This window comes from Mangrovibacterium sp. (assembly GCF_041596335.1).
Lineage (GTDB): Bacteria > Bacteroidota > Bacteroidia > Bacteroidales > Prolixibacteraceae > Mangrovibacterium.
In genome coordinates this window covers 1-25,974 of sequence record NZ_JBFHIT010000036.1, presented here as the reverse complement: position 1 = coordinate 25,974, position 25,974 = coordinate 1, and the positions used below count along the sequence as shown (strand labels likewise).

Here is a 25,974-nt window from a genome sequence, read left to right as displayed (position 1 = left end):
CAAAGGATCGTGTTTCGGAAAACTACGCAGCGAATTTGGATTTATTAACTTGTAAATAGGAACACAAAATATGGCAGATTATTCATTATTTGAAAAATACGAAAGCATCCAACACCGCTTCGATGAAGTTGGACAGCAGATTACCGACCCTGCGGTGATGAGCGATATGAAGCGTTATGTGAAACTCAACCAGGAATATCGTCGTCTGGAGTCACTGGTTCAGGCATTTAAAGAATATAAGAATATCATCGATAATATTGAATCGGGTAAGCAAATGCTGGCCGAGGAAAACGATCCGGATATTCGCGAAATGGCCAAAGAGGAAATTGAGCAAAGCGAAGAGTTGATTCCGGAAAAAGAAAAAGAAATAAAAATGCTGCTTGTGCCGGCTGATCCCGAAGATGGTAAAAATGCCATTCTCGAAATCCGAGCGGGTACCGGGGGCGACGAAGCCAGTATTTTTGCAGGCGACCTGTTCCGTATGTACTCCAAGTATTGCGAGAGAAAGGGCTGGCGCCTCGAAGTTACCACGGTAAACGAAGGTACTTCGGGAGGTTTCAAAGAGATTGTTGCAACTGTTTCGGGCGAAGGTGTTTACGGAATTATGAAATACGAATCGGGAGTACACCGTGTACAACGGGTTCCGCAAACCGAAACGCAGGGGCGTGTGCACACATCGGCTGCCTCGGTAGCCGTATTGCCCGAAGCGGAAGAGTTCGACATTGAATTGCGCAACGAAGATATTCGCCGCGATGAATTCTGTTCATCGGGTCCCGGTGGGCAGTCGGTGAATACAACTTACTCAGCCATTCGTTTAACACACATTCCAACCGGAATTGTAGTGCAATGTCAGGATCAAAAGTCGAAGTTGAAAAACCTCGATAAAGCGATGGTCGAACTCCGTTCAAGGATCTACAACATGGAGCACCAGAAATATCTGGATGAAATCGCTTCAAAACGAAAAACAATGGTTTCTACCGGCGACCGTTCAGCTAAAATCCGAACCTACAACTGGCCGCAAGGACGGGTGACTGATCACCGTATTAACCTGACTCTGTATAATCTTCAGGCAATCATCAATGGTGATATTGATGAGATTATTGAGAAGCTGCAGGTGGAAGAGAATGCAGAAAGATTGAAAGAAGCAGAAATTTAAATCGATTTAGTGAAGGCCAGACTTTCAGGTCAACGCCTCACTTGTAACCACCATATTACAATGAATAAAGAACAACTTTTCGAACAAATCAAAGCCAAACGCAGCTTTTTGTGTATTGGTTTAGATACTGATATTTTGAAAATTCCGGCTCATCTGAAAGATACTTCAGATCCGATTTTCGCCTTCAATAAAGAAATTATTGATGCCACGCACGATTTATGTGTTGCCTATAAGCCAAACCTGGCATTCTACGAAAGCCTGGGCGTTATTGGTTGGACAGCTCTGGAAAAAACAGTGAGCTATATTCGCGAGAGATATCCCGAACAGTTCATTATAGCCGATGCTAAACGGGGCGATATTGGGAATACATCAAACCTGTATGCCCGTGCGTTTTTCGATCGGATGGATTTTGATGCCGTGACTGTTGCTCCGTATATGGGCGAAGATTCTGTAAAGCCATTTATGACTTACCTGGATCGTTGGGTGATTTTGTTGGCTTTGACATCGAATAAAGGTGCTTTCGATTTTCAATTTATGAAAGATGAAACTACCGGAGACCACTTGTTTGAAGCGGTTTTGAAAACATCGCAAACCTGGGGAACAACTGATAATATGATGTATGTTGTTGGAGCAACCAAGGCTGAAAAGCTTGAAGAAATTCGTGCCATTGTGCCCGATCATTTCTTGTTGGTTCCCGGAGTTGGTGCTCAGGGTGGTAGCCTTGAAGAGGTTGCCAAATACGGAATGAATGACCAATGTGGTTTGTTGGTGAATTCATCACGTGCCATTATTTATGCCTCAAACGACGAAGATTTTGCTGAAAGAGCCCGTCAGGAAGCAATGAATGTGCAAGTTGATATGGAGGAGTTGTTGTTGGAGGCAGAACTTCTTTAGTCGCAGAATATCGTTCTTTAGGATTGTTTTGAATGGTCGTTGACCCTACAATGTTTATAATCAATCATAATCAGGCCCGGAGTTTTTCGTAAACTTCGGGCTTTTTGTTTAGTAGAAAAGTGCTGTTAGCAGTAAATACTTTGCCAGAAGTCCTAACCCGCTGTATAAAACTGCTTGTCGCAACGGATGTTTTAGCATTCCGGCAGCTAACAGAATCATAGGAGACGAAAGTGGGAGCAAGTTGAATAAAAAGATGGCGATGTTGCCGTATTTTCGAATTTCGTCTTCCGCTTTTTCGTACCGATGACGTCCAACTAATTTATCGATAAAGCTCTCGCTTAGTGAGTGACCGATGTAGTAATCAATTAGTTGTGCTCCAATTGCCGTGCTCAGCGCCACCAGGTTGAGCATTAGGATGTTTAAATGAGAGTGCAGGTAGTAAATGAAAGCCAGCTCAACGGGCATGAGCAGAAAGAATAAGTACCCCGAAAAATTGACAATGGCAAAGGAAAGTAAACTTTCTTTCGTTGCCCCATAAATTTCTCTTCCGATGGTGGTCGAGGCAATAATGATCGCAATCGCTGCAAGCAAGCAGAGAATGATGATTCGTTTGATTTTTGCTTTGCCGATACTCAACTGAATTCGATTAGTGTGTTTTTAAAGTTAACTGGTTTCCGGCAAATTTCCAGATGGCGTAAGTTAATTTTCTAGGGTAAGTTAAAAAACGAGGCGGTTTAACGAGGTTGATTTGCTCCTTCTCGGCCTTTTTTTTGAGCCCCGAAGAATACTGTTCTCTTTCGCGGTTGGGAAGATCTGGTTTGGCGATAATGAGCTGGAATGAATGACCATAAATTCAATCTGTTCAAATCGCTTTGGGATCAAAAAAAATGATGGTCCGACTTAAGCCCGGCCAAATACTTTGGCATTCAGTTGAAGGAGCTGCATGCTTGGTTTTCAATGGATAATTTTCTAAATTGATATCCATAGCCAAATCAAAACCAATGAACGAATTCTTCCTCCATTTTCTATGGAAACATCGGCTGTTTTATGCTGATTCTCTGACGACTACTGAAGGTGACACTATCCACGTTTTAATGCCGGGGAACGAGAATCCCGATGCCGGGCCGGATTTTTTCAATGCCCGAATCCGGATAGGTGAAACAATCTGGGCTGGCAATGTGGAGATTCATCAACGATCGTCGGATTGGCTGCGGCATAAGCACGAGCTCGATGCCGCGTATGACAATGTCATTCTGCATGTTGTAAAGGAAAACGACCTGGAGATTACAAATTCGAAAGGTAAAAGAGTGACCTGCGTGGAGCTGCCTTACCCCGAGGAGTTGGAACAAAATTACAGTCATTTGTTGAAGTCGAACGCATGGATTCCATGCGCGAAATCAATTCATCGTGTGCCTCCGATTACGTTGCAAATTTGGTATCATGCTTTAATGGTTGAACGACTGGAGCAGAAAACCCAGGAAATAAGAAGCCGGTTGGAGCAAAATAAAAATGATTGGAATGAAACGTTTTACCAGTTTTTGGCGCGTAATTTTGGCTTCAAAACCAATTCGCTTCCATTTGAAATGCTGGCTAAAGCACTTCCACTTTCTGTATTAGCGAAGCATAAAAACGATCTGTTCCAGTTGGAGGCGCTGCTCTTTGGCGCAGCCGGATTGTTAAATGAGGAATTAGTAGGCGACGACTATTTCCTTGCTCTTCGGAAAGAATTTTCATTCTTATACAAAAAGTATAAGCTGAAGCCCATTGAAGGTCATTTGTGGAAGTTTCTTCGCTTGCGTCCGGTAAATTTTCCGACGGTTCGGATTGCGCAGTTCGCCATGCTCATTCATCAGTCGTCAGCCCTGTTTTCGCATCTCATCGAAATTGAAAAGTTAGCCGGGATCCGAGAGTTGTTTCAGGTTGAAACATCGGCCTATTGGCAGACACACTATAAATTTAACCGGGCATCGAAGGAGAAATTGAAGCATTTGGGCGACACCTCTTTTTTCAGTCTGGTAATTAATACTCTCGTACCTTTTTTATTTGTGTACGGCGAATACCATCAGAAGCAAAAACTGAAAGATCAGGCTCTGACTTTTATGGAGCAAATTCCGGCCGAAAAGAATTCAATCCTCACAAATTGGGAACAGTTGGGTGTTGGGGCGCGTTCCGCATTCGACAGCCAGGCGCTCATCCAACTAAAGAATTCGTATTGCAATTCCAAAAAATGCTTAAATTGTCCCGTGGGAATGAAGTTGATCAATCGGAATAGTCACGAAAAGCATGAGCCAGTAGATGAATAAATTTCAGGATGTTTCAAACAGAACCTTAAGGGTTGGCGTATTGCTGTTGGTTTCCATGCTTAGTGTTGGCACCACTGGCTACATGTTCATCGAGCATTATTCGTTGATCGATGCATTTTTTATGACGATCATTACCATTTCTACCGTCGGCTTCAGCGAAGTACATCCGTTGAGTGGAGTTGGCAAAATGTTTACTTCGGGATTGATTATTACGAGCCTGGGAAGCTTGGCCTATGTTGGATCGAATTTGGCTCGCTTTGTATTCGATGGCGAACTAGTTAACTACTTAAAAACATATCGGGTGGATCAGAAAATTCAGAAACTAAGGAACCATGTCATCATTATTGGTTATGGTCGTAACGGCGAACAGGTGGCTATGGAATTGAGAGATTGCGGAATTGATTTTGTGGTCATCGACAAGCGGGACAATGTTATCAATCGAATTCGCGAGGATGTGAACCTGCTTTATATTCGGGGAGATGCAACTCATGAAGACGTATTGAAGCACGCTGGTGTAGACTATGCCCGGGCCTTAATTGCGACAACCCCGAGCGATTCTGATAATGTGTTTGTAGCACTCACAGCACGCAGTATGAATCCGAGTTTAAAGATTGTGAGTCGCGCATCGGAGACTGAATCCGTATCGAAGCTCCAGCGGGCCGGAGTAACCAATGTTATTATGCCTGAGCGGATTGGTGGTCAGCGAATGGCGAAACTGGTTACGCAGCCTGATGTGGTCGAATTTTTTGAGTACATTCTTTTACAGCATAGCAAAGATGTGAGTTTGGAGGAAGTTAGCTGTACCAATATGGCCGACTGTTTTGTGAACCGGCCTATCGAAGATCTGAAAAGTAAGGATAGCTCCGGTATTAATTTGGTGGGAATAAAAATAAGCGGGGCCAAATATGTGTTCAATCCATCACCTGAATTGACACTCAGTCGTGGCGATCAACTTTTTGTTTTAGGGTCGCCCAGTCAGATCAATAGCTTTCGGAGTTTGTTGGAACGAGGTTAGTTTTTAAAGGCTTATCAAAAGAATATCAGTCAAATAAAAGACATTGCGTCTCTTGTTTTCCAAATAATTTAATTACTTTTGCGCAGCTTTTTAGCGAATTAATTTTAAGCCGTTGTTATTGAGAGCGATGCTGCGGTTTAAACATTGTATCACAAAATAAATAAGAAATTATGTATTTGACTTCTGAAAAGAAAGCAGAGTTTTTTGAAAAGTTTGGAAAAGGCACAACTGACACCGGTTCAACCGAAGGTCAGATTGCTATGTTCTCATTTCGTATCTCTCACTTAACTGAGCACCTGAAAAAGAACAAAAAAGACTTCAGTACACAACGTGCATTGGTTAGCCTGGTAGGTAAACGTCGTAGTTTGCTTGACTATTTGGCTAAAAAAGATATCGAAAGATATCGTGCGATTGTTAAAGAGCTTGGCTTACGTCGATAAGATTTTTCATAATAAAAGGCAATATTTCTATTGCCTTTTATTATTTTTGATATCCCCACCACCACAAGAAACAATTTGTATTGTTAAATTTTAGTTCAAATTTTTATGAATCAAGCAATTATTAAGACGATTGACATCGGCGACGGACGGAATATTACGATTGAAACCGGACGTTTGGCAAAGCAGGCCGATGGAGCAGTTGTTGTCAGAATGGGTGACACCATGTTATTGGCAACTGTGGTGTCTGCCAAAGATGCGAAAGAAGATGTTGATTTTATGCCAGTATCAGTTGACTATCGTGAGAAGTTTTCTGCAGCTGGTCGTTTCCCGGGTGGTTTCCTGAAACGTGAAGCTCGTCCTTCAGACGAAGAAATTTTGGTTGCCCGTTTGGTCGACCGTGCGCTTCGTCCGTTATTCCCAGCTGACTATCACGCCGAAACAGCGGTGATGATCAGCTTAATTTCGTACGACGAAAATGTAATGGCCGATTCGTTGGCCGGGTTGGCAGCCTCTGCTGCTATTGCCGTTTCCGATGTGCCTTTCGAAACTCCAATTTCAGAAGTACGCGTTGGTCGTGTTAATGGCGAATATATCGTTAACCCAAGTGCCGCTCAGCTTTCTGAAGCGGATATTGATATTATGGTTGGTGCTTCCTTCGATAACATTATGATGGTTGAAGGTGAAATGGACGAAGTGTCTGAAGAAGACATGCTTAAAGCCATTGAAGTAGCACACACTGCAATTAAAGTTCATTGTAAAGTACAAGAAGAATTGGCTGCCGAAGTTGGTGTTGTGAAACGTGAATATTGTCACGAAGTAAACAATGCAGAGCTGAAAGCAAAAGTTGAAGCCGATTTGCTGCCAGCTTGTTACGAGATTGCCAAACAGCAAATCAAAGATAAGCAATTGAGAATTGACTCATTTGCGAAGATTGTTGACGATTACGTTGAGGCGTACAAAGCAGCAAATGAAGGAAACGAAGAGGTTGATCTGTCGGTAGACGAGAAATTAATTCGTCGCTACTACCACAAAGTTGAAGGTGAAGCAATGCGCCGCATGATCCTGGACGAAGGAATTCGTTTGGATGGACGTAGAACAGATGAGATTCGTCCAATTTGGGGCGAAGTTAACTATTTGCCTGGAGCACACGGTTCTGCCATCTTTACACGTGGCGAAACGCAGTCGCTTTCTTCAATTACCTTAGGAACCAAAATGGATATCAAGAAAATTGATAATGTAACATTCCAGGGAACTGAAAACTTCCTGTTGCATTACAACTTCCCTCCATTCTGTGTTGGCGATGCTAAAACACCTCGTGGGTTAGGTCGTCGCGAAATTGGTCATGGTAACTTGGCTTTCCGTGCTCTGAAACGCATGATTCCTGCTGATTTTCCATATGTTGTTCGTGTTGTTTCTGATATTCTCGAATCAAACGGATCATCGTCAATGGCAACAGTTTGTGCCGGAACCATGTGTATGATGGATGCCGGTATGAAAATGAAACGTCCGGTTTCTGGTATTGCGATGGGATTGATTTCCGATAAAAATTCTGACAAATTCGCGGTACTTTCCGACATTTTGGGCGATGAAGATCACCTGGGTGATATGGACTTCAAAGTAACCGGAACCGAGAAAGGGATTACTGCTACTCAGATGGATATTAAAGTTGATGGTCTTTCTTTCGAAGTGTTGACTAAAGCGTTGATGCAAGCTAAAGAAGGTCGTGAACACATTCTGGGAAAAATCCTGGAAGTAATTCCTGAGCCTCGTGCGGAGTACAAACCAAATGTACCACGTGTTGAAACAATCCAGATTCCTAAAGATATGATTGGACCAATCATTGGCCCAGGCGGTAAAAATATTCAGAAATTACAGGAAGAAACGAAAACAACGATTGTTATCGAAGAACGCGATGACTTTGGCTATGTTGAAATTTCAGGTCTGAATAAAGAAGCGTTGGATGCTGCCAGAGATCGGATCAAACGCATTATCGCATTGCCTGAAAAAGGCGAAATCTATAAAGGTAAAATCAAATCGATCACGACTTTTGGTGCTTTCGTTGAGATTATGCCAGGAAAAGAAGGTCTGCTTCACGTGTCGGAAATTGCCTGGGAACGGGTTCAAAATGTTGAAGACGTGTTGACTGTAGGCGAGGAAGTTGAAGTGAAACTGCTTGATATTGATCGCGACAATAAGCTGAAACTCTCCCGCAAAGTCCTTCTTCCAAAACCGGAAGGTTATGTCGAACGTCCGGAACGCGAACGTCCACCTCGTCGCGACGGAGATCGTCGTGACAATCGTGGTGGTGACCGTCGTGACAATCGCGGTGGAGACCGTGGCGACCGTCGTCCTCAAAGAGACAGAGACTAATACAAGAAAACCACAGATAGAAAAGATGCCTGCTTTTGGGGCATCTTTTTTTTTGAGCTATTTTTGACGGTAAATCAGTTTATTAAAGCAGTATATCATGGAGAATTGGTATCCCGATTTCGAGAAAACTTTGGTTGAACAGTTACAAGGCACGAACGAACGCGATTTGCGTTTTTTCCGAATCGAAGAGTATTTTCGAAATGCGGAACGGGTGGATTCCCAGGCTGAGAAGTGCCGCGAGTGTTACTCGTTCCGGTCACAGATGGATCAGCATAAGTCAACAGTTGCAAAGGCTGTTCAGCAACCCGGCAAAGAGCGTCGTGAACTGGATCGGCTGCAATCGCGCATGAACGACCACATGCGAAAAGCGCATGGCTACTTTCCGCCTTATTATCATGCCTATATGCAGTCGGTTTACTGGACGGTTTCCCTGATGGGACTGGCGTTTCTGCTAACCCTTGTTTTTCCCCATATTGAAAAGTTTGTATTCTATTCGCCGGCGTTTGCGATTGGTGTGTTAACCGGGCAAATCGTTGGGGGTAAAAAGGATCGGAAAATCCGTGCAACAAAAAAGATTCTGTAATGAATTCTGATTTGGCTTACTGATTGTATAATATACAACATTCCAAATTCGATTATTTTACAGATGAAACAATTAGTCTATTTACTTATTATGACGATAATGGTATCGTGTTCAGAAAAATTAAACTATCCGCAAACAGCCAAAGTTGATGTGTCCGATGAATATTACGGAACAGTCGTAGAAGATCCCTATCGTTGGCTCGAAAATGATACCTCGGCCCAAACAGCGGAATGGGTTGAAGTGCAGAATGAAGTAACCTTCGCATACTTGAATCAGCTGCCAAATCGCGATAAAATTAGCGCGCAGTTAACTGATTTGATGAACTACGAACGGTTTGGAGCTCCTTTTAAGAAAGCTGGCAAATATTTTTTCTATAAAAATGATGGTCTTCAGAATCAAAGTGTTCTGTACATGACGGAGTCATTGGATGGCGAAGCGACGGTATTGCTCGATCCGAATTCATTGTCTGACGATGGAACCATTGCTTTAGCTGGAATAACTATTTCTGAAGACGCGAAATACCTGGTTTATTCTATTTCGCGCAGCGGTTCCGACTGGAACGAGATTTTTGTGAAGGACATTGAAACAGGTCAGCTATTGGACGATCACTTGACATGGGTGAAATTCTCCGGTCTTTCGTGGTACGATGGCGGGATTTTTTATAGCGCCTACGATGCGCCCGAGCAGGGCAGTGAGTTGTCCAAGTCGAATGAATATCAGAAAGTCTTCTATCATAAAATTGGCACTCCGCAGTCGGAAGATATCCTTATTAAGGAAGATCGCGAACATGCCAAACGTATGTGGGGAGCCGGGCTCACTGAAGATAAGCGTTTTCTGGTTCTTTCATCAAGCGAGGGAACAAGTGGAAATGCGCTCGCGATAAAAGATTTGACAGCATCTGATTCTGATTTTGTAACCCTCGTGGATACTTATGAGTTCGATTTCAATGTGGTTGATAATGTCGGGAATGGTTTGTTTGTTCTGACCAATTACAAGGCGCCAAAGTATCGGTTGATAAAAATTGATACACAGCATCCGGGCGAAGAGCATTGGACAGAAATTATCGCAGAAAAGGGAAATGTACTCGAATCAGTATCATTTAATGGTGGCAAGCTGGTTGCAAAGTATATGAAAGACGCTCACAATGTGATCGAGGTTTACGCTGTTGATGGAACTTTTGACTACGAATTGGAGTTGCCCGGGCTGGGTTCGGTTGGCGGTTTCACCGGAAAGAAGGACGATACAGAGTCGTTTTTTAGTTACACTTCGTTCAATACCCCGGGAGAAATCTATCAATACGACTTCGGGAAGCGGGAGATGAAGTTGTATTTCCGACCGACAGTCGACTTCAATCCGGACGATTTTGTGGTAAAACAAGAGTTCTTTACTTCGAAAGACGGCACAAACGTGCCTATGTTCATTGTTCATCGTGAAGATATTCAGCTGGATGGAAACAATCCGACGCTGCTCTATGGGTATGGTGGATTCAATATAAGCCTAACTCCTTCTTTTTCATCAACAAGGATGGTTTTCCTCGAAAATGGCGGGGTATTGGCGGTTGCAAACCTTCGGGGTGGTGGCGAGTATGGCGAGGACTGGCACAAGGCCGGGACAAAATTGCAAAAGCAAAACGTCTTCGACGATTGTATTGCCGCTGCTCAGTATTTAATCGACCGTAATTATACTAAGCCGGAAAAGTTAGCCTTGCAGGGTGGTTCAAACGGTGGCTTGTTAGTTGGAGCGGTTATCAACCAGCGCCCTGATTTATTTCAAGTTGCGTTGCCTGCCGTTGGGGTAATGGATATGCTCCGATATCAGAATTTTACAATCGGCTGGGCGTGGGCCAGCGATTACGGACGGAGTGACGACAATGAAGAAATGTTCAGGTATTTATATGATTATTCTCCCTATCACAATTTGAAGTCCGGACAACAATACCCGGCAGTGCTTGTATCGACAGCCGATCACGATGACCGGGTTGTGCCGGCTCATTCGTTTAAATACGCAGCACGTTTGCAAGAGAACAATGCTGGCAATTTGCCTGCATTAATCCGGATTGATACAAAAGCAGGACACGGAGCCGGCAAGCCAACCGCAAAAGTGATTGAAGAATATACCGATATTTGGGCATTCACATTTTACCATTTGGGATTAAAAATGTAGGTAGAGACTTCGAAAAGCGAATTTTTATAGTGTAGTTTGTATCCCTGGAACAATTACGAATCCCGTGATTTTTTTTAATATGGAAATCAACTATTTGGTTATAGAAGGAAATATTGGTTCGGGGAAAACGACATTGACCAATATGATTGCGAAGGAATTTGGCGCCCGGACGTTACTCGAAGGGTTTGAAGACAATCCCTTTCTACCTAAATTTTACAAGGAGCCTGATAAGTATGCGTTTCCTTTGGAAATGGCTTTTCTGGCCGACCGGTACAACCAACTGAGTAAAAATGTTCCCGAGTTCGAGCTGTTTAGTTCATTTGTGGTGTCCGATTATTACTTTGCAAAGAGTCTGATTTTTGCTGCCAATACATTGAGTAATGATGAGTATAATCTGTATCAGCGGTTCTTTCAGATTGTGTACGATCGCATTCCCAAACCAGATCTTTACGTCTATCTGCATGTACGTCCTGAAAACCTTTTAAAAAATATCCGTAAAAGAGGGCGGGAATATGAACAATCAATCAGTATGGAATATCTTTCTCAAATTGAGAGTGGATACTTCCGATACTTCAAGGAGCGAACCGATTTCCCTATTGTATTGATTGATATGGATAAAGTAGATTTTGTAGCCAACAGTGAGGATTATAAAAAAATACTTGGTATCATTTTTGATAATAAATTTAGTCCCGGAATAAATCGGGTATTACTTGACGGATAACAGATAAAAATATTAAAAACAATTCTATTTTTGTATATTCGTGAGGGTTGAAAAACTAATCAATTTAATTTTGCTATAATGAAACATCTTAACTTGAAGTCTCTTGCTTCTGTTGCGTTAGCTGCGATGGTTTTATCGGGTTGCGCAAGCTTACAAAAAATGAAAAAGAATGCTGATCAGATCAGCTTTAAAGTAACTCCTGAAGTATTGGAAGCACACGGCGGCGACGTTGATGTGGCGATCAATGGCGTTTTCCCAGCTAAATACTTCAATAAAAAAGCTACTTTGGTGGCCACTCCCGTATTGACCTACGAAGGAGGAGAAACTGCCTTTGAGCCAGTAACGGTGCAAGGTGAAAAAGTTTCAGCCAACAATAAAGTTGTTAGTTATGCTACTGGTGGTAACTTTAGTTATAAGGATGCAGTTCCATTTGCCAATGACATGCGTAAGTCTGAATTGGAAGTCCGGGTTACAGCAACCAAAGGCGCCAAAAGAGTTGATTTTGAGCCAATCAAAATAGCTGATGGTGTTCTTGCAACTCCTAGTCTGGTTGTCAATTACCCGGCATCGATCCTTGGTGTTAAACGCGAAAAAAATACAACCGGTATTTACGATCCAAACATCGATCCTTTTCAACGTATCGTTCCTGACGAGTTTACAGCCGATATCCGTTATTTGATCAATAGCGCGGTATTGAGAAATACTGAATTGAAGAGCGAGGATATCGCGAAATTGCAGCAGTATACAAAGGATGCTTTCGAGGCAGAACGTAAAGAGTTGAAATCAGTTGAAGTTTCAGCCTATGCTTCACCTGATGGTGAATTGGGTTACAACACGAAACTTTCTGAAAAACGTGAAGGAACTTCAAGTAAATACGTTGAAAAACAACTGAAGAAAGATAAAATCGAAGCTGAATTGAAAAGCAAATTTACTCCTGAAGACTGGGATGGTTTCAAAGAATTGATGGAGAAATCTAACATTCAGGATAAAGAGTTGATTTTGCGTGTACTTTCAATGTATTCAGATCCGGAAGTTCGCGAACGTGAAATCAAAAACCTTTCGCAAGCATTTACCAGCGTAGCCGATGAAATCCTGCCACAACTTCGTCGCGCTAAAATTACGGCTAGTGTTGACTTGATTGGTAAAACCGACGCTGAAATCGCTGAATTGGCCGATTCAAATCCAAGTGCATTGAACCCAGCAGAACTGTTGTATGCTGCAACGTTGACAACAGATAAAGCTAAACAATTGTACATTTATGGTGCGATGACTGAAGTTTATCCAAAAGACTGGAGAGGATTCAGCAATAAAGGAATGGTGCTGGCTCAACAAGGTAAATTTGCGGAAGCAAAACCATTGTTCGAAAAAGCAGAAACTTTGGCTCCGAGCGAACCAATTATCAAAAACAACTTAGGTGCTTGTGTATTGGTTGCCGGCGACGTTGCTAAAGCTGAAGAGTTGTTCGGCGCGGCTGCAGGTGCTGGTCCTGAAGTAAATAACAACTTGGGTATTGTGGCCATTAAAAAAGGCGAATACGACAAAGCTGTTAAGTTATTGGATGGTTCTAAAGGACCAAATGAGGGATTAGCAAAAATTTTGGCCGGTGACAACAGTGGTGCTTTAAAAGCATTGGAAAGTTGTAACTGGGAAGGTTGCTATATGACTGAGTACTTTAAGGCAGTTGTTGGTGCTCGCACAGCAAAAGAGAACCTGATGTATGAAAGTTTGGAAAAAGCAGTTTCTATGCATGCCGATTTGAAAGCTAAAATTGCGACTGATATGGAATTTGCCAAATATTTTGGTGAATCACGTTTCCAGTCAATTGTGAAATAATACGAACTCACAGATACTAAAAAAGCGGTCTCAATAGAGGCCGCTTTTTTTTTGATGCTATATTCTGCTTAAAAGAGTTGAACGATTTTGTAGTCAGCAAACGTCTAGGCAAGAGATTTCCATTTCAACTTTTTGAAAATATCCCAAAGAACGATGCCGGCACTCACCGATACATTAAAGGAATGCTTAGTTCCGTATTGGGGAATCTCGATGGCTCCATCGCAGATGTCGACAATCTTTTGCTGAACGCCTTTTACTTCGTTTCCGAAAACCAGCGCGATTTTTTCGTTTGCAGCCGGCTCAAAATCAGGGAGCATAATGCTTTTGTCAATTTGTTCAATAGCGTAAACCGTGAAGCCTTTCTGTCGTAACTCTGCAATAGCCTCTTCTGTGTGCTCCGTGTATTTCCATTGGACGGTTTTTTCGGCATCAAGCGCTGTTTTGTGAATCTCTTTATTGGGGGGCGTCGCCGTTATCCCGCATAAATAAATCGCTTCAACAAGCAGGGCATCCGATGTCCGGAAAAAGGATCCAATGTTGTTGCAGCTACGGACATTGTCCAGTACTACAACCAAAGGCATTTTCCCGGTTTGCTCATATTCTTCCGGATTTAATCGGTTCAGTTCGTTTGTTCTAAGTTTTCGCATTCTACTAGTTCTTTACCAAGCTACGTTTTTCCGGCGAAAGGGCATTGTCATACAGCGAGCACCGCCACCTCCACGAGCTAATTCAGAGCCGGCAATAGTGATTACACACTTGCCGTTGGCCGGCACCTGGTTGGTTCCATTAATAATATCCTGAGCTTTGATCACCTCAAAACCACATTTGTGCAGCTCATTAATTGTGTTTACATTTCGTTCGTAGCCGATGATTTGTCCCGGTGCAATGGCAAAAAAATTAGCGCCGCTATGCCATTGCTCCCGCTCTTGGGTCCAGCTGTCTTTTTTGCCACCGCAGTAGATCGGTTGCATATCCATGCCGAGTTTTTTCAATGCTTTCACCAGATTCTTTTCTTCGCTGATTTTTACTACTTCGCCGTTTTCAACCTGAATATGGATGGTGTGATAACGAGAGGTTCCCAGAATCAGTGGTTCGTAAACCATACAAGCGTCCCGGTCCAGGAACGTAAAAACCATATCAAGATGTATAAACGACTCCGGCATATCGGGTAGTTCCTGCACCAGAATGTGGCGAATCGGTTCCTTCTTTGCCTTAATGCTTTCCAAGATGAAGTCAATTCCTTGGGTCGACGTTCTGATGCCTGTCCCAATAACCAGAACATCTTCGCGAGCAACCTGAAAATCGCCACCTTCTATGTTGATATTTGGCCCGACAGGAATACTACCCGGCTTTTGCGAATTAATAATTTTAGCTTCAAGTTTGGAGTGATGATTAAAAATGGCCTCCATAATCAGCGATTCACGGTCGCGGACCGCGTTCGCCATTTTGCCGATCACCACTTCATCTCGGAACGACATCGAAGCGTCGCGGGTGAAGAGGAAGTTATGCAAAGGCCATAAGCTAAACCGTTCCTGGCTGAGGTATCGGGTGAGGTTGCTTCGGCGGATTGGTACTCCCTGAATTAGCTGACGAGCCAATTCTGTCGGTTCCAGTTCGATGAGCTCCGGCAGGATATCCATGGCGTTTTCGCGCTGGCAGATTTCGTTCATCAGTTCCTGCTTCACAGGCTTATTTTGCAGGATGTCAGCAAGTAAGTCGGTTACTTCATAACAATTACTGACCTTCGATAGCACCCCTTTTAGTTGCTTGTATTCGTCGCCTGCAACCGACAAGTTTAAAATGTCGCTATATAAAGCCCGCTTGGCTGTTTCGGGTGTCATCTCTTCAACCTCCAACCCGGGCGTATGAATAATTACACCTTCGAGTTCTCCGAACTCAGAAGTAACATTCACCTTCATCTTTTCATTCATAAAATACCCTTTTGAAAATTTTGAACAAAGATAATAACTCGCATCAAAGCAGAATCTTTATCCTTCTTATTCCTTTTGGTTTAATAACACATTATCTTCGTGGCGTAGTCATGAAAAAGCAATTGCTCCTTTGGATATGGGTATTGATCGGCTTGGTTTCTGCCAGTGGTCAGCAAAACGATACCGTTCACTATTTGGGCAGCATACGGGAAAATGGAGATACAATACCGCATGTGAGCCTGAAGGCTATTCCTGTATTTCCGAAACGCCGTTTTAAGTCGAAGCGTTTGGAACGCCAATATTGGCGTTTAGCCTTTAAGGTTAGAAAAGTTTACCCCTATGCAAAAATTGCAGCCCGGTTGATGGACGAATACGAAGCCAAATACCAGGCAGCAAATAGTCCCAAAAAAGAACGACGGAAATATCTGAAAGCTGCCGAAGAAGAATTGTTCGACCGCTACGGGGCACAACTTAAAAAGCTGTCTATTTCAGAGGGGCGCATACTGATTAAGTTGATTGATCGAGAAACACAACACACTTCTTACGAGTTGATCAAGGATTTGAAGGGAGGTGTGTCGGCTTTTTTTTGGCAGGGAATCGCGCGCGTGTTCGGGAATGATCTAAAAGAAGAATACGATCCGGTTGAGGAAGATCGGATAATCGAAGAAATCATTTACCATATTGACGCGGGAACGTTTTAATGAAAAGGATTTTTGTTGCTATACCGGTTAAGTTGGAGCCTCAGCTGCTTGATTTGATTGAAAGGTTGAAAACTCAGTTGAAGGAGGAGGAAATTCGCTGGGTATCCCCGAAGAATTACCATCTCACGCTTCATTTTTTTGGGAATGTTAATTTGGGCAACGAGGAGGTTATCGGTCGATTGTTAGAAGAAGCTATTTCCGGTCAAAGGTCATTTCAATTTCAGCTAAACGGATTGCGGTTTTTTAATAAAGGCGAGCATCCGCAGGTTTTATTTATTGATGTTGCCGAATGTGCGGAGCTCAACGAGTTGGCTGCAAAAATGAAGGAGTTGCTGAAAAAGAATGGTTTTCCGATTGCCACGCAAAAATTTCGTCCACATTTGACGATTGCACGAATGAAGTCGGTGAAAGACCTAGAGCGCTTGAGTATAATTTTGAATCAGTCAAGCGAAGGACTGCGGCAGATTGTCAATGTGCGTGAGCTTACCCTGTATGAGAGTGAGTTGCATCCGACTGGCGCGGTTTATAAGCCACTAAACGAATTCATTTTAGAAGGATAGTTTATTTTCCTTTTCCGTTTATGACATCCATGATGCTGTAGATTAGTATTTTGAAGTCGAGGTAGAGCGATGCGTTTCTCATGTATACCAGGTCGTATGGAAGTCGTTCAAGCATTTCGTCCAGGTTCGACGCATAGCCATATTTAACTTGCCCCCAGCTTGTGATTCCCGGCCTAACTTTCTGGAGAAGAAGATATTGAGGGGCTTTCTTTACGAGTTGATCAATGAAATACTGGCGCTCCGGGCGTGGCCCAACTAAAGACATATTGCCAATAATTACATTGTAAAACTGAGGAAGCTCGTCCAGATGAGTTTTTCTTAAGAAACGACCGATTGGCGTTATTCTGGAGTCGTTACGGCTCGACAACGCTGGGCCGAGCGTTTCAGCTTGTTCGATCATGCTCCGGAATTTGAATATTTTAAATGGTTTGCCATAGCGTCCGATGCGCGTTTGTGAATAAATTACCGGGCCAGGTGAGCTAAGTTTGACTAAAATCGCGATTATAAGGGTGATTGGTGAGAAACCAATTAACGCGATGATTGATAGGTTGATATCAAGGATTCGTTTGACATTTGCCGCCCAAACCGGCATGATGCCGTGATAGATTTTAAAAAGCGGCTGCCCGTACAAATTGTTATCTTTTGAATTGCCTGAAAGGATGTCGTACAAATCAGGAATTCCCCACACCAATACATCAAACTGCTGCAATTGGATTAGTATCCGACTTAATAAACTGTGCTTCGAGGTGTCAACTGTAATGATGGCTTCTTCGACGTTTTGCGTTTTAATTATTTGCGGTATCGTTTCGATCGTTCCCAGGCAGGGTAAATACTGTTCAAGTGGATCCGATTCCAGGTCATTAACGCGGATGAAGCCAATAATCCGATTACCGGAAGGTTTGCTTTGTGTCATGAAATCCTTGTAAAGTCGAATCGCTTTCTTGTTGCCACCAATGAGTATCGTGTTGAAGCCAATTTTTCCCCGATGAATTTTATAGGTTATCGCGCTGGTGTGGATAATTCTGAAAAAGTAGGTAAGACTGAAATGGAGCGTGAATAAGGTGAAGAAGAGCTTGTAATAGCTTTCATGCGATTCAATATTGTCGTCGAGGAGCAGAATAAAGAACAAAAGAACTACACCGCAAAGCGAGGTGAAGAAGGTTTGTCCGAGTTCAATTAACCTCGATTTACGGCAAATGTTGCTGTAGTATCCGATGATGTAGTAAAACAACACCCAACAACAGGGTAAAATAATGAGTGCTGAAAAAAGCGTGGGCGAAAAATACGCTGAAGGATCAATGTCAATACTTATTCCTTCAATTCTGTTTTTGCGATAGGCGTAAAACAAAAACCAGCTGAGACAAGCAGCAAATACATCGAAAAAAAGATAGATATATAGCGTTCTTTTTTTATTCATTTGCGAGAGTAGGTTTAGCTCAGATCGTGGTTTCTATTTGAAACGACAAGTCTGTTTAAAAATTATACAGCCTGTCTTTTTTCGGAGAAAAAATTTCCGTTGTCGTTGATCCTTAATTTTAGGATTCGTAAAATCTGGCAAGCCTGATCCAAATGTTGCAGACCAACACAATACGAATTGTTTTTGCGGATTGATTGAATGAAATGCTCAACAGCGTTTTTTTCCGCTTCTACAAGTTGTTTCGGCTCGAAATTTTCGCTTTGAAATTTCAACACGACACTTCCTTGTCTGAAAATTTCGATACCACAATTAGTATCTTCAATTTGGTTCGAGAGCAGGATTCTGGCAACCGATCCTGAAGTAAAAGCCAGTCGTATTTCTATTACACTGTAGCCGTCTTGCCCGGGAATCGTCATGGTTTCGACTTTTCTGAGTTCACTGTGATCGAGGAAAGTCAAAAAAAGCAAGATGTGTTCGAGTGTTTTTTCTTCTTCGACTTCGGGCTTTAAAGCGACTCTAATGTTTGCCAAAAAAGGGCTGTGGCTACGTTTTATTTGGTTCAGGTTAACGGAGCTAAATATTTGAGGAATAAAGATTTGGGTGCGGGATTCAGCTTCAGCCGAAAGGTTGATCAGTTGTTTCAATTCTGACTCTGTAAAACTTGGGATTGAGCTGAAAAAGAGGTGGTTGCTCCGTTGGATCGCCTTCTTAATTAAATCGAACGACGGATTGTACTGATCGAAATAAATGGCTTCGGACGAAGTCGCCAATTCATCATCCAGAGGGGAGCGCATATTCTCGCTTAGACGACTGTGTCCTGCTGAAAGTCCAATGACCTTCAGTTCGTTGATATGTTTAAGTAGCTTTGTCGCTTTTTTCGCGCGATCATTGCCCGAAATAATGCACATATTGATCATTGCTGCAAATTAGAAATAAAAAGCTATTTTAAAGCTTTCAAAGCGATACAACTTTTCAACCGCTTGTCGTTGATAATGTCGGTTGCCCGGACATGGCAAAAGCGCTAAATAAACTATTTTTACAACTAAAAATTGATACAATGAACCCTCTGGATACCCTGAGACATCAGGGATTAAGAAAACGTTTGGTTGAAGGACTTCGGATAAAAGGGATAAAAGATGAGCGGGTCCTGAAAGCGATCTCGAAAGTTCCGCGTCACCTGTTTATGGATAGTGGATTTATACAGTTCGCTTATAAAGATCAAGCTTTTCCGATTGGGGCAGGCCAAACTATTTCTCAGCCATATACGGTCGCGTTTCAAACCTGTTTGCTTCAGTTGCAGCAGAATGACAAAGTACTGGAAGTTGGAACAGGCTCCGGTTATCAGGCTGCTGTTTTGGTTGAGATGGGTGCCAATGTTTACACGATCGAACGGCAACGTGAGCTGTTTTTGAAAGTTCAACAACAGTTGCCGGCTTTAGGCTATTTCCCAAAGTTTTTTTATGGTGATGGATACAAAGGATTGCCGACTTACGGGCCATTTGATAAAATTATTGTTACCGCCGGTGCTCCGGTAATCCCCGAAGATCTGATGCAACAGCTATCGATTGGTGGCAGAATGGTTATTCCGTTGGGGCCAACCGACAGGCAAACCATGACCTTAGTTGTTCGTGTTGGTGAAAATGAGTTTAAAAAAGAAACCCACGGAACATTTGTATTTGTCCCAATGTTAAAAGGGACAGAAAAGTAACCTTATTGAGTAGTCCGGGATGGAAGTCCGGAACTCATTACCTAAAAACAATTCAAATAAATGATACAAATCAAGAAGTTTACCTTTAATCCGGTACAGGAAAATACCTACGTATTATACGATGAAACGAGTGAGTGTATTATCGTTGATGTGGGATGCTATTTTGACTACGAACAAAAAGAGCTTGCCGATTTTATTGCCGATAAAAAGCTGACACCCGTGAAGTTGGTGAATACTCATTGCCATTTCGATCATATTTTTGGTGTCACATACTGCCGGACCAACTACAAAATTCCATTTTTAGCGCATCGCGATGACTTGTTTCTGATCGAAAATATGGTTGAACACGGTGATCGATTCGGGATTCCGACCGAGGCAGTTGATCCACCGGATGAATTTATTGACGAGAACGATCGTATTTCCTTTGGAAATTCGGAATTGGAACTCATTCATGTCCCAGGTCATGCTCCGGGAAGTTTGGTATTACACCATCCGGAACAGAAATTTATGCTCGCCGGCGATGTATTGTTCTATGGTAGCATTGGCCGTACTGATTTGCCGAAAGGTAATTATGAACAGTTGATTGGCAATATCAGGGAAAAGTTGCTGGTTTTACCCGAAGAAACAGTGGTGTATAGTGGTCATGGACCAGAAACCAGTATTGGGTTCGAAAAAAATTCCAATCCTTTTTTATCCTGATGGCTTATTAGTTCGGGGATTGAAAGATGATCCCATTTAATTTCCGGTAGAAAAGCGGTAAAAATCATTTTTTAACGGGCCGTTTCAGACTAATATTGGCAATACTCAAATAAAAGATAAACAGCATGGCAAGTGACAAATTTGTAGCCCGTCATATTGGGCCGCGGGAAAACGAAATTCAGGGAATGTTGGAAAAAATTGGTGCTCCTTCGTTGGAAGAACTGATTGACCAGACAATTCCGCAAAATATACGCTTAGATCAGCCGCTTCGTTTGGAGGACGGGTTGACTGAAAGGCAATATTACCGCAAGATTTTAACGCTTGCGAAAAAGAATAAGGTTTTCAATACTTATATCGGCATGGGCTACTACGATACCATTACGCCGGCTGTGATCTTGCGTAATGTGTTGGAAAATCCGGTTTGGTACACTTCATATACGCCTTATCAGGCTGAAATTTCACAAGGCAGATTAGAGGCTTTGCTTAATTTTCAAACGATGATTTGCGAAATGACAGCGATGGAGCTGGCCAACTCGTCGTTGCTGGATGAAGCAACTGCGGCCGCTGAGGCGATGATCATGCTGTTCAATTCGAGAAGCCGTACAAAGGCCAAAGCCGGTGCGAATGTCGTTTTAGTCGATCGGAATATGTGGCCACAAACGCTCGATGTTTTGCAAACCAGAGCTGTTCCCTTAAAAATTGAGTTGCGAATAACGGATGTTGCGGAATTTGAGTTCAGCGAGCAGGTGATCGGAATTATGCTGCAATATCCGGATGCTACGGGTGAAGTCTTTTCATACCGCGAACTGACTGAAAAAGCGCATGCCGCCGATGCTAAAGTTGCTGTTGCTGCCGATCTGATGAGTTTAGCTCTTTTGACTCCTCCGGGAGAGTGGGGGGCAGATATTGTCTTTGGGAATTCGCAGCGCTTTGGTATCCCAATGGGTTACGGAGGTCCACATGCGGCATTCTTTGCAGCTCGCGACGAGTTCAAGCGGAGCATGCCGGGGCGAATTATTGGCGTGTCGAAGGATCAACATGGTAACCGGGCACTGCGTATGGCGTTGCAGACTCGCGAGCAGCATATTAAACGCGAACGTGCGACCTCGAATATTTGCACAGCGCAGGCACTTTTAGCAAATATGGCCGCTTTTTACGCGGTCTATCATGGTCCCGAAGGAATTAAACAAATTGCTCAACGGATTCACCGCATTGCTGTTTTATTGGATCGTGAGATTACTGCGTTGGGATACAGACAGATGAACGAAAACTATTTCGACACCATCCGTTTCGCTTTACCTAAGCATGTGAAAGTTGAGGATATTGAATGGTTGTCGCTCGAGTTGGAGATGAACTTCCGGTATTTTGATAACGGTGAAGTAGGATTGAGCATTGATGAAACCACTAATCTGGACGATATCAACTGGATTATTGAGGTGTTCGCAAAAGCGGCGAATAAACCTAATCCGAAAATTACGATTTACCCGGAAGAAGATAAAATTGATGCTGCCTTAATACGGTCTTCTGCTTATCTCAAACAAGAGGTTTTCAATTGCTATCGCTCCGAAACCGAAATGGTTCGCTATATAAAACGGTTGGAGCATCGCGATATATCACTAACGCATTCTATGATACCGCTGGGGTCGTGCACCATGAAGTTGAACGCAGCAACAGAAATGTTGCCGCTTAGCTGGATTGAGTTTGGAGGTATTCATCCGTTTGTTCCTAAAAATCAAGCTCGTGGTTATCACGAAATGATGGAAGAACTTCGTCGGGACCTATCGGAGATTACCGGTTTTGCCGATGTGAGTTTGCAGCCGAACTCGGGTGCAGCAGGCGAATATGCCGGCTTGATGGTCATCCGAGAATACCACCTCAGTCGTGGCGACGATCAACGGAATGTTGTGTTGATCCCTTCGTCGGCGCACGGAACAAATCCAGCAAGTGCAGTTATGGCGGGAATGGAAGTTGTGGTGGTGCCCTGCGATGAGAAAGGGAACGTGGATGTAGATGCTTTGCGAATAAAAGCAGCAGAGTACCGCGACACGTTGTCAGCGTTTATGGTCACTTACCCGTCAACACATGGTGTGTTCGAGTCGTCGATTACCGAAATGTGCGAAATTATTCATCAAAACGGCGGACAGGTTTATATGGACGGAGCGAATATGAACGCTCAGGTGGGATTGACGAATCCAAAACGTATTGGAGCGGATGTTTGTCATTTGAACCTGCACAAAACCTTTGCAATTCCCCATGGTGGTGGTGGTCCGGGAGTCGGGCCAATCTGTGTGGCCGAGCATTTGGTGAAATTTCTGCCTTCGCACCCGATCATGAACAACGGGCACGTTGGTATTTCTGCGGTATCGGCTGCTCCGTGGGGGAGTGCATCGGTGCTGCCAATTACCTACGGTTACATAAAAATGTTGGGAGCCGATGGCTTAAAACGGGCAACAGAAATCGCGATCTTAAATGCGAACTACATTGCTTCGGCTTTAAAAGATACCTACGGCGTATTATATACAGGAGAAAATGGGCGTGTTGCACACGAAATGATTTTAGAATGTCGTCATTTTAAAGCGACAAGTGGAATAAGTGAAGCCGACATTGCCAAGCGACTGATGGATTACGGGTTTCATGCACCAACACTTTCGTTCCCTGTTCACGGTACATTAATGGTTGAACCTACCGAAAGTGAATCGAAACAAGAGCTCGATCGCTTTATTGGTGCGTTGAATTCAATTTATCAGGAGATTCAGGCCATCATCAACGGAGAATCTGATAAATCGGATAATCCATTGAAAAATGCGCCGCATACGGCAGATTCGGTAACAGCCGACGAATGGAGGCATAGTTACAGCCGGCAGCAGGCTGCATTTCCTTTAGCTTGGTTAAAAGAAAATAAATATTGGCCGCCCGTAGGACGTGTTGATGACGCTTTTGGAGACCGAAATTTGATTTGTACCTGTGCGCCGACAGAGAGTTATCAATAAGTATCAATTTAATCGCTCGCATTTCGTAACTTTGGGTAACGAATCTATATACTATGATTACTTACCCTATTGCAAAAATCAACATCGGTTTACTCGTCACTGAAAAGCGACCTGATGGTTTTCATAATTTAGAGACCATCTTTTACCCGATACAGATGCAGGATGTTTTAGAGGTTGTCGAGGCGGATGAGTTTCAATTCAACCAATCCGGCTTGGCGTTGGACGGTGATCCCGGTGACAATCTTGTGGTTAAGGCTTATCAATTATTAAAGCGTGATTACCAGATTCCTGCAGTGAGTATCCATTTGCATAAAAACATTCCTTCGGGAGCTGGATTAGGTGGCGGATCGTCTGATGCTGCCTATATGCTTCGTTTATTGAATCAGCTTTTCAACTTAAAAATAAGCGCTGATAAATTGAAGGAATACGCTTTGCAGCTAGGTAGTGATTGCCCATTCTTTCTGCATGGAAAGCCAGTGTATGCAACAGGAAGGGGCGAAATAATGGAAGATATTCCCGTTGAATTAAAGGAATACTATTTAATATTGGTGAAGCCTCCGGTTCATGTATCAACAGCTTTGGCTTATCAAAGCATTAGCCCGCAAAAGCCTCGATTGTCACTTAAAGGATTAGTTGGTTTTTCGGTTGGGAAATGGCGCGGAAACATCCTAAACCACTTTGAAAAATATGTTTTTCAGGAGCATCCTGAAGTCGGACAGATTAAGAAGACCCTGTATGATCAGGGGGCTGCATTTGCTTTGATGTCGGGTAGCGGTTCGGCGGTATATGGTTTGTTTCGTTCTGAAAAGAAAGGAATTGAAAATTATTTTCCGGCCGATTATAAGGTATTCCGGCAACGTTTATAACGACTGTTTTTGACTTGAAACAAATAAAAAAGGGGCCATATGGCCCCTTTTATTATTTAGCTGCGATTTCGATCATCAGAGTTCCTTTGGGGATTTTATCTCCCGATTTGACGTATACCTTCGCGATTTTGCCATCAAAAGGCATTTGCACCAGATTGTGCATTTTCATTGCTTCCAAAATCAGCAACGAATCACCTTCTTTTAACTTGTCACCAGGTTTTACAAATATGTCGATAATTGTTCCGGGAATAAACGAATGTAACATGTTTTCATTCGGTTTCTCCCATTTAATACGACGTCTGTATTTTTCGGTATACTCTGTTTTATATACTGCACTATGTACAATAATGGTTTCGAATTTTTCTTCTTCCATGATTGGATCTATTTAGATTAAAACGGAGGAATACCGTGTTTTTTTGATGGTCCGGAAATAGACTTGTTTGCGGATACTTTCAACGCGTGCAGCAGCATTTTGCGGGTGTCTTGAGGTTCGATAACCTCGTCGATATATCCCTTGGCTGCAGCCACATAAGGATTTGCAAATTTATCTTTGTATTCCTGGATCTTGATCTGGCGCATTGCTTCAGGATCTTCCGCTTCAGCAATTTCTTTACGGAATACGATATTTGCGGCTCCCTCGGGTCCCATAACTGCAATTTCGGCTGTTGGCCAAGCAAATACAAAGTCGGCACGAAGGTGACGAGAGTTCATCGCGATGTAACCACCACCATAAGCTTTGCGAATGATTACGGTAATTTTCGCGACTGTTGCTTCGCTATAAGCGTATAGGATTTTAGCACCGTGACGGATTACTCCCGCGTGCTCCTGATCGACACCAGGCAGATACCCGGGAAGATCCTCCAATGTAATAATCGGAATGTTGAATGCATCGCAATAGCGGATGAAACGGGCTGCTTTATCCGAGCTGTCGCAGTCGAGCACTCCTGCTAATACTTTAGGCTGGTTACAAACAAAACCAACTGTTTCACCCTCCATGCGTCCAAAGCCAATTACAACGTTCGGTGCAAACAGCTCCATTACTTCAAAGAAGTCCGATTTATCGGTGATTGACTTAATGATGTCGCGGATGTCGTAAGGCATTTTAGGATCAGCCGGAACAATGTTTTCAATCTTCTTTTTTGATTTAGGTAGGGCAGGTTCAATTTTAGCCGCCTTTTGAGTGTTGCTCCAAGGAATGTAAGTGATCAGTTTTTTGATTTGATCGAAACACTCCAATTCGCTTTCAGCATAGAAGTGCGCATTTCCGGTCACTTCAGCATGAACTCTTGCACCACCAAGGTCTTCCATTGAGATTTCTTCTCCCAATACGGTTTTGATAACACTTGGTCCGGTAATAAACATCTTCGAGATGTTATTCACCACGAACACGAAGTCGGTTAGTGCTGGCGAATAAACTGCTCCACCGGCACAAGGTCCCAAAATTACTGAGATTTGTGGGATAACACCTGAAGCCAGCGTGTTACGGAAGAAAATTTCACCATAGCCAGCCAAAGAGTTAACCCCTTCTTGTATACGAGCACCACCTGAATCATTGATTCCGATTAACGGAACGCGCATTTTCAGGGAGTGATCCATGATTTTAGTGATTTTGCGTGCATGCATC

23 protein-coding genes are annotated in these 25,974 nt (G+C 43.0%); 16 read left to right on the top strand and 7 right to left on the bottom strand.

Annotation, left to right across the window (positions count from 1 at the left end):
• The first annotated feature begins 70 nt into the window (after positions 1 to 70).
• Positions 71 to 1,156 (top strand): peptide chain release factor 1, encoded by a 1,086-nt coding sequence (gene prfA, locus ABZD21_RS12990; RefSeq protein WP_372775458.1) that lies wholly within the window; start codon positions 71 to 73, stop codon positions 1,154 to 1,156.
• Positions 1,157 to 1,216: 60 nt separating this feature from the next.
• Positions 1,217 to 2,050: an orotidine-5'-phosphate decarboxylase gene (gene pyrF, locus ABZD21_RS12985; RefSeq protein WP_372775457.1), complete on the top strand. Its 834-nt coding sequence runs from the start codon at positions 1,217 to 1,219 to the stop codon at positions 2,048 to 2,050.
• A 108-nt stretch (positions 2,051 to 2,158) separates the two neighbouring features.
• On the opposite strand, the gene ABZD21_RS12980 is transcribed toward pyrF, so the two are convergent.
• A complete protein-coding gene (locus tag ABZD21_RS12980; RefSeq protein ID WP_372775456.1) occupies positions 2,159 to 2,686 on the bottom strand; it encodes a DedA family protein in 528 nt (175 codons plus the stop codon).
• Between the two features lie 365 nt (positions 2,687 to 3,051).
• Here ABZD21_RS12980 and ABZD21_RS12975 point away from each other — a divergent pair, with 365 nt between their 5' ends.
• The 8 genes from ABZD21_RS12975 to ABZD21_RS12940 all read left to right on the top strand — a co-directional run bounded on the left by ABZD21_RS12975 (position 3,052) and on the right by ABZD21_RS12940 (position 13,478).
• Entirely contained in the window at positions 3,052 to 4,353 is a 1,302-nt protein-coding gene (locus tag ABZD21_RS12975) for a DUF2851 family protein (RefSeq protein WP_372775455.1), read from the top strand.
• Positions 4,346 to 5,368, top strand: a complete 1,023-nt coding sequence (locus tag ABZD21_RS12970; protein WP_372775454.1) for a TrkA family potassium uptake protein — start codon at positions 4,346 to 4,348, stop codon at positions 5,366 to 5,368. The genes ABZD21_RS12975 and ABZD21_RS12970 overlap by 8 nt, the downstream gene beginning before the upstream one ends.
• 170 nt (positions 5,369 to 5,538) lie before the next feature.
• A complete protein-coding gene (rpsO, locus tag ABZD21_RS12965; protein WP_372775453.1) occupies positions 5,539 to 5,808 on the top strand; it encodes a 30S ribosomal protein S15 in 270 nt (89 codons plus the stop codon).
• A 105-nt stretch (positions 5,809 to 5,913) separates the two neighbouring features.
• Positions 5,914 to 8,178: a polyribonucleotide nucleotidyltransferase gene (pnp, locus tag ABZD21_RS12960; RefSeq protein WP_372775452.1), complete on the top strand. Its 2,265-nt coding sequence runs from the start codon at positions 5,914 to 5,916 to the stop codon at positions 8,176 to 8,178.
• Positions 8,179 to 8,275: 97 nt separating this feature from the next.
• Positions 8,276 to 8,761, top strand: coding sequence for a hypothetical protein (locus ABZD21_RS12955; protein WP_372775451.1), 486 nt, complete (start codon positions 8,276 to 8,278; stop codon positions 8,759 to 8,761).
• Positions 8,762 to 8,824: 63 nt separating this feature from the next.
• Positions 8,825 to 10,924: a prolyl oligopeptidase family protein gene (locus ABZD21_RS12950; RefSeq protein WP_372775449.1), complete on the top strand. Its 2,100-nt coding sequence runs from the start codon at positions 8,825 to 8,827 to the stop codon at positions 10,922 to 10,924.
• A gap of 79 nt (positions 10,925 to 11,003) precedes the next feature.
• Positions 11,004 to 11,645: a deoxynucleoside kinase gene (locus ABZD21_RS12945; RefSeq protein ID WP_372775447.1), complete on the top strand. Its 642-nt coding sequence runs from the start codon at positions 11,004 to 11,006 to the stop codon at positions 11,643 to 11,645.
• A 159-nt stretch (positions 11,646 to 11,804) separates the two neighbouring features.
• A complete protein-coding gene (locus ABZD21_RS12940; protein ID WP_372775446.1) occupies positions 11,805 to 13,478 on the top strand; it encodes a tetratricopeptide repeat protein in 1,674 nt (557 codons plus the stop codon).
• A 104-nt stretch (positions 13,479 to 13,582) separates the two neighbouring features.
• Here the strand turns inward: ABZD21_RS12940 and ABZD21_RS12935 are convergent, their stop codons facing one another.
• Together ABZD21_RS12935 and ABZD21_RS12930 are read right to left on the bottom strand one after the other, a co-directional pair.
• Positions 13,583 to 14,125 carry an RNA methyltransferase gene (locus ABZD21_RS12935; RefSeq protein WP_372775444.1) on the bottom strand — a complete coding sequence of 181 codons (543 nt, stop codon included), beginning with the start codon at positions 14,123 to 14,125 and terminating at the stop codon, positions 13,583 to 13,585.
• A 12-nt stretch (positions 14,126 to 14,137) separates the two neighbouring features.
• Positions 14,138 to 15,409, bottom strand: coding sequence for an arginine deiminase family protein (locus tag ABZD21_RS12930; RefSeq protein WP_372775443.1), 1,272 nt, complete (start codon positions 15,407 to 15,409; stop codon positions 14,138 to 14,140).
• Between the two features lie 110 nt (positions 15,410 to 15,519).
• Between ABZD21_RS12930 and ABZD21_RS12925 the strand changes: the two genes are divergently transcribed.
• The gene (locus ABZD21_RS12925) at positions 15,520 to 16,110 is read left to right on the top strand and encodes a DUF4294 domain-containing protein (protein WP_372775442.1); all 591 of its coding nucleotides are present in this window, start codon (positions 15,520 to 15,522) and stop codon (positions 16,108 to 16,110) included.
• Positions 16,110 to 16,670, top strand: coding sequence for an RNA 2',3'-cyclic phosphodiesterase (gene thpR / locus ABZD21_RS12920; RefSeq protein WP_372775441.1), 561 nt, complete (start codon positions 16,110 to 16,112; stop codon positions 16,668 to 16,670). Before ABZD21_RS12925 ends, thpR begins: the two co-directional genes overlap by 1 nt.
• Position 16,671: 1 nt before the next feature.
• Here thpR and ABZD21_RS12915 read toward each other — a convergent pair whose 3' ends face one another.
• A complete protein-coding gene (locus ABZD21_RS12915; protein WP_372775440.1) occupies positions 16,672 to 18,087 on the bottom strand; it encodes a sugar transferase in 1,416 nt (471 codons plus the stop codon).
• A gap of 62 nt (positions 18,088 to 18,149) precedes the next feature.
• Positions 18,150 to 19,004, bottom strand: coding sequence for a hypothetical protein (locus ABZD21_RS12910; RefSeq protein ID WP_372775439.1), 855 nt, complete (start codon positions 19,002 to 19,004; stop codon positions 18,150 to 18,152).
• 140 nt (positions 19,005 to 19,144) lie between these two features.
• On the opposite strand from ABZD21_RS12910, the gene ABZD21_RS12905 reads away from it, so the two are divergent.
• From ABZD21_RS12905 to ispE, 4 genes are all read left to right on the top strand, one after another.
• Positions 19,145 to 19,795 (top strand): protein-L-isoaspartate(D-aspartate) O-methyltransferase, encoded by a 651-nt coding sequence (locus ABZD21_RS12905; RefSeq protein ID WP_372775438.1) that lies wholly within the window; start codon positions 19,145 to 19,147, stop codon positions 19,793 to 19,795.
• Positions 19,796 to 19,855: 60 nt separating this feature from the next.
• On the top strand, positions 19,856 to 20,494 hold the full coding sequence (locus tag ABZD21_RS12900; RefSeq protein WP_372775436.1) for an MBL fold metallo-hydrolase: 639 nt from the start codon (positions 19,856 to 19,858) through the stop codon (positions 20,492 to 20,494).
• A gap of 125 nt (positions 20,495 to 20,619) precedes the next feature.
• Positions 20,620 to 23,484 (top strand): aminomethyl-transferring glycine dehydrogenase, encoded by a 2,865-nt coding sequence (gcvP, locus tag ABZD21_RS12895; RefSeq protein WP_372775435.1) that lies wholly within the window; start codon positions 20,620 to 20,622, stop codon positions 23,482 to 23,484.
• 53 nt (positions 23,485 to 23,537) lie between these two features.
• Positions 23,538 to 24,350, top strand: a complete 813-nt coding sequence (ispE, locus tag ABZD21_RS12890) for a 4-(cytidine 5'-diphospho)-2-C-methyl-D-erythritol kinase (RefSeq protein WP_372775433.1) — start codon at positions 23,538 to 23,540, stop codon at positions 24,348 to 24,350.
• Between the two features lie 52 nt (positions 24,351 to 24,402).
• Here ispE and ABZD21_RS12885 read toward each other — a convergent pair whose 3' ends face one another.
• Both ABZD21_RS12885 and ABZD21_RS12880 read right to left on the bottom strand, forming a co-directional pair.
• Positions 24,403 to 24,723, bottom strand: coding sequence for an acetyl-CoA carboxylase biotin carboxyl carrier protein subunit (locus ABZD21_RS12885; protein ID WP_372775432.1), 321 nt, complete (start codon positions 24,721 to 24,723; stop codon positions 24,403 to 24,405).
• A gap of 17 nt (positions 24,724 to 24,740) precedes the next feature.
• On the bottom strand, positions 24,741 to 25,974 hold a 1,234-nt coding region (locus tag ABZD21_RS12880; protein ID WP_372775431.1), incomplete at its 5' end, for an acyl-CoA carboxylase subunit beta.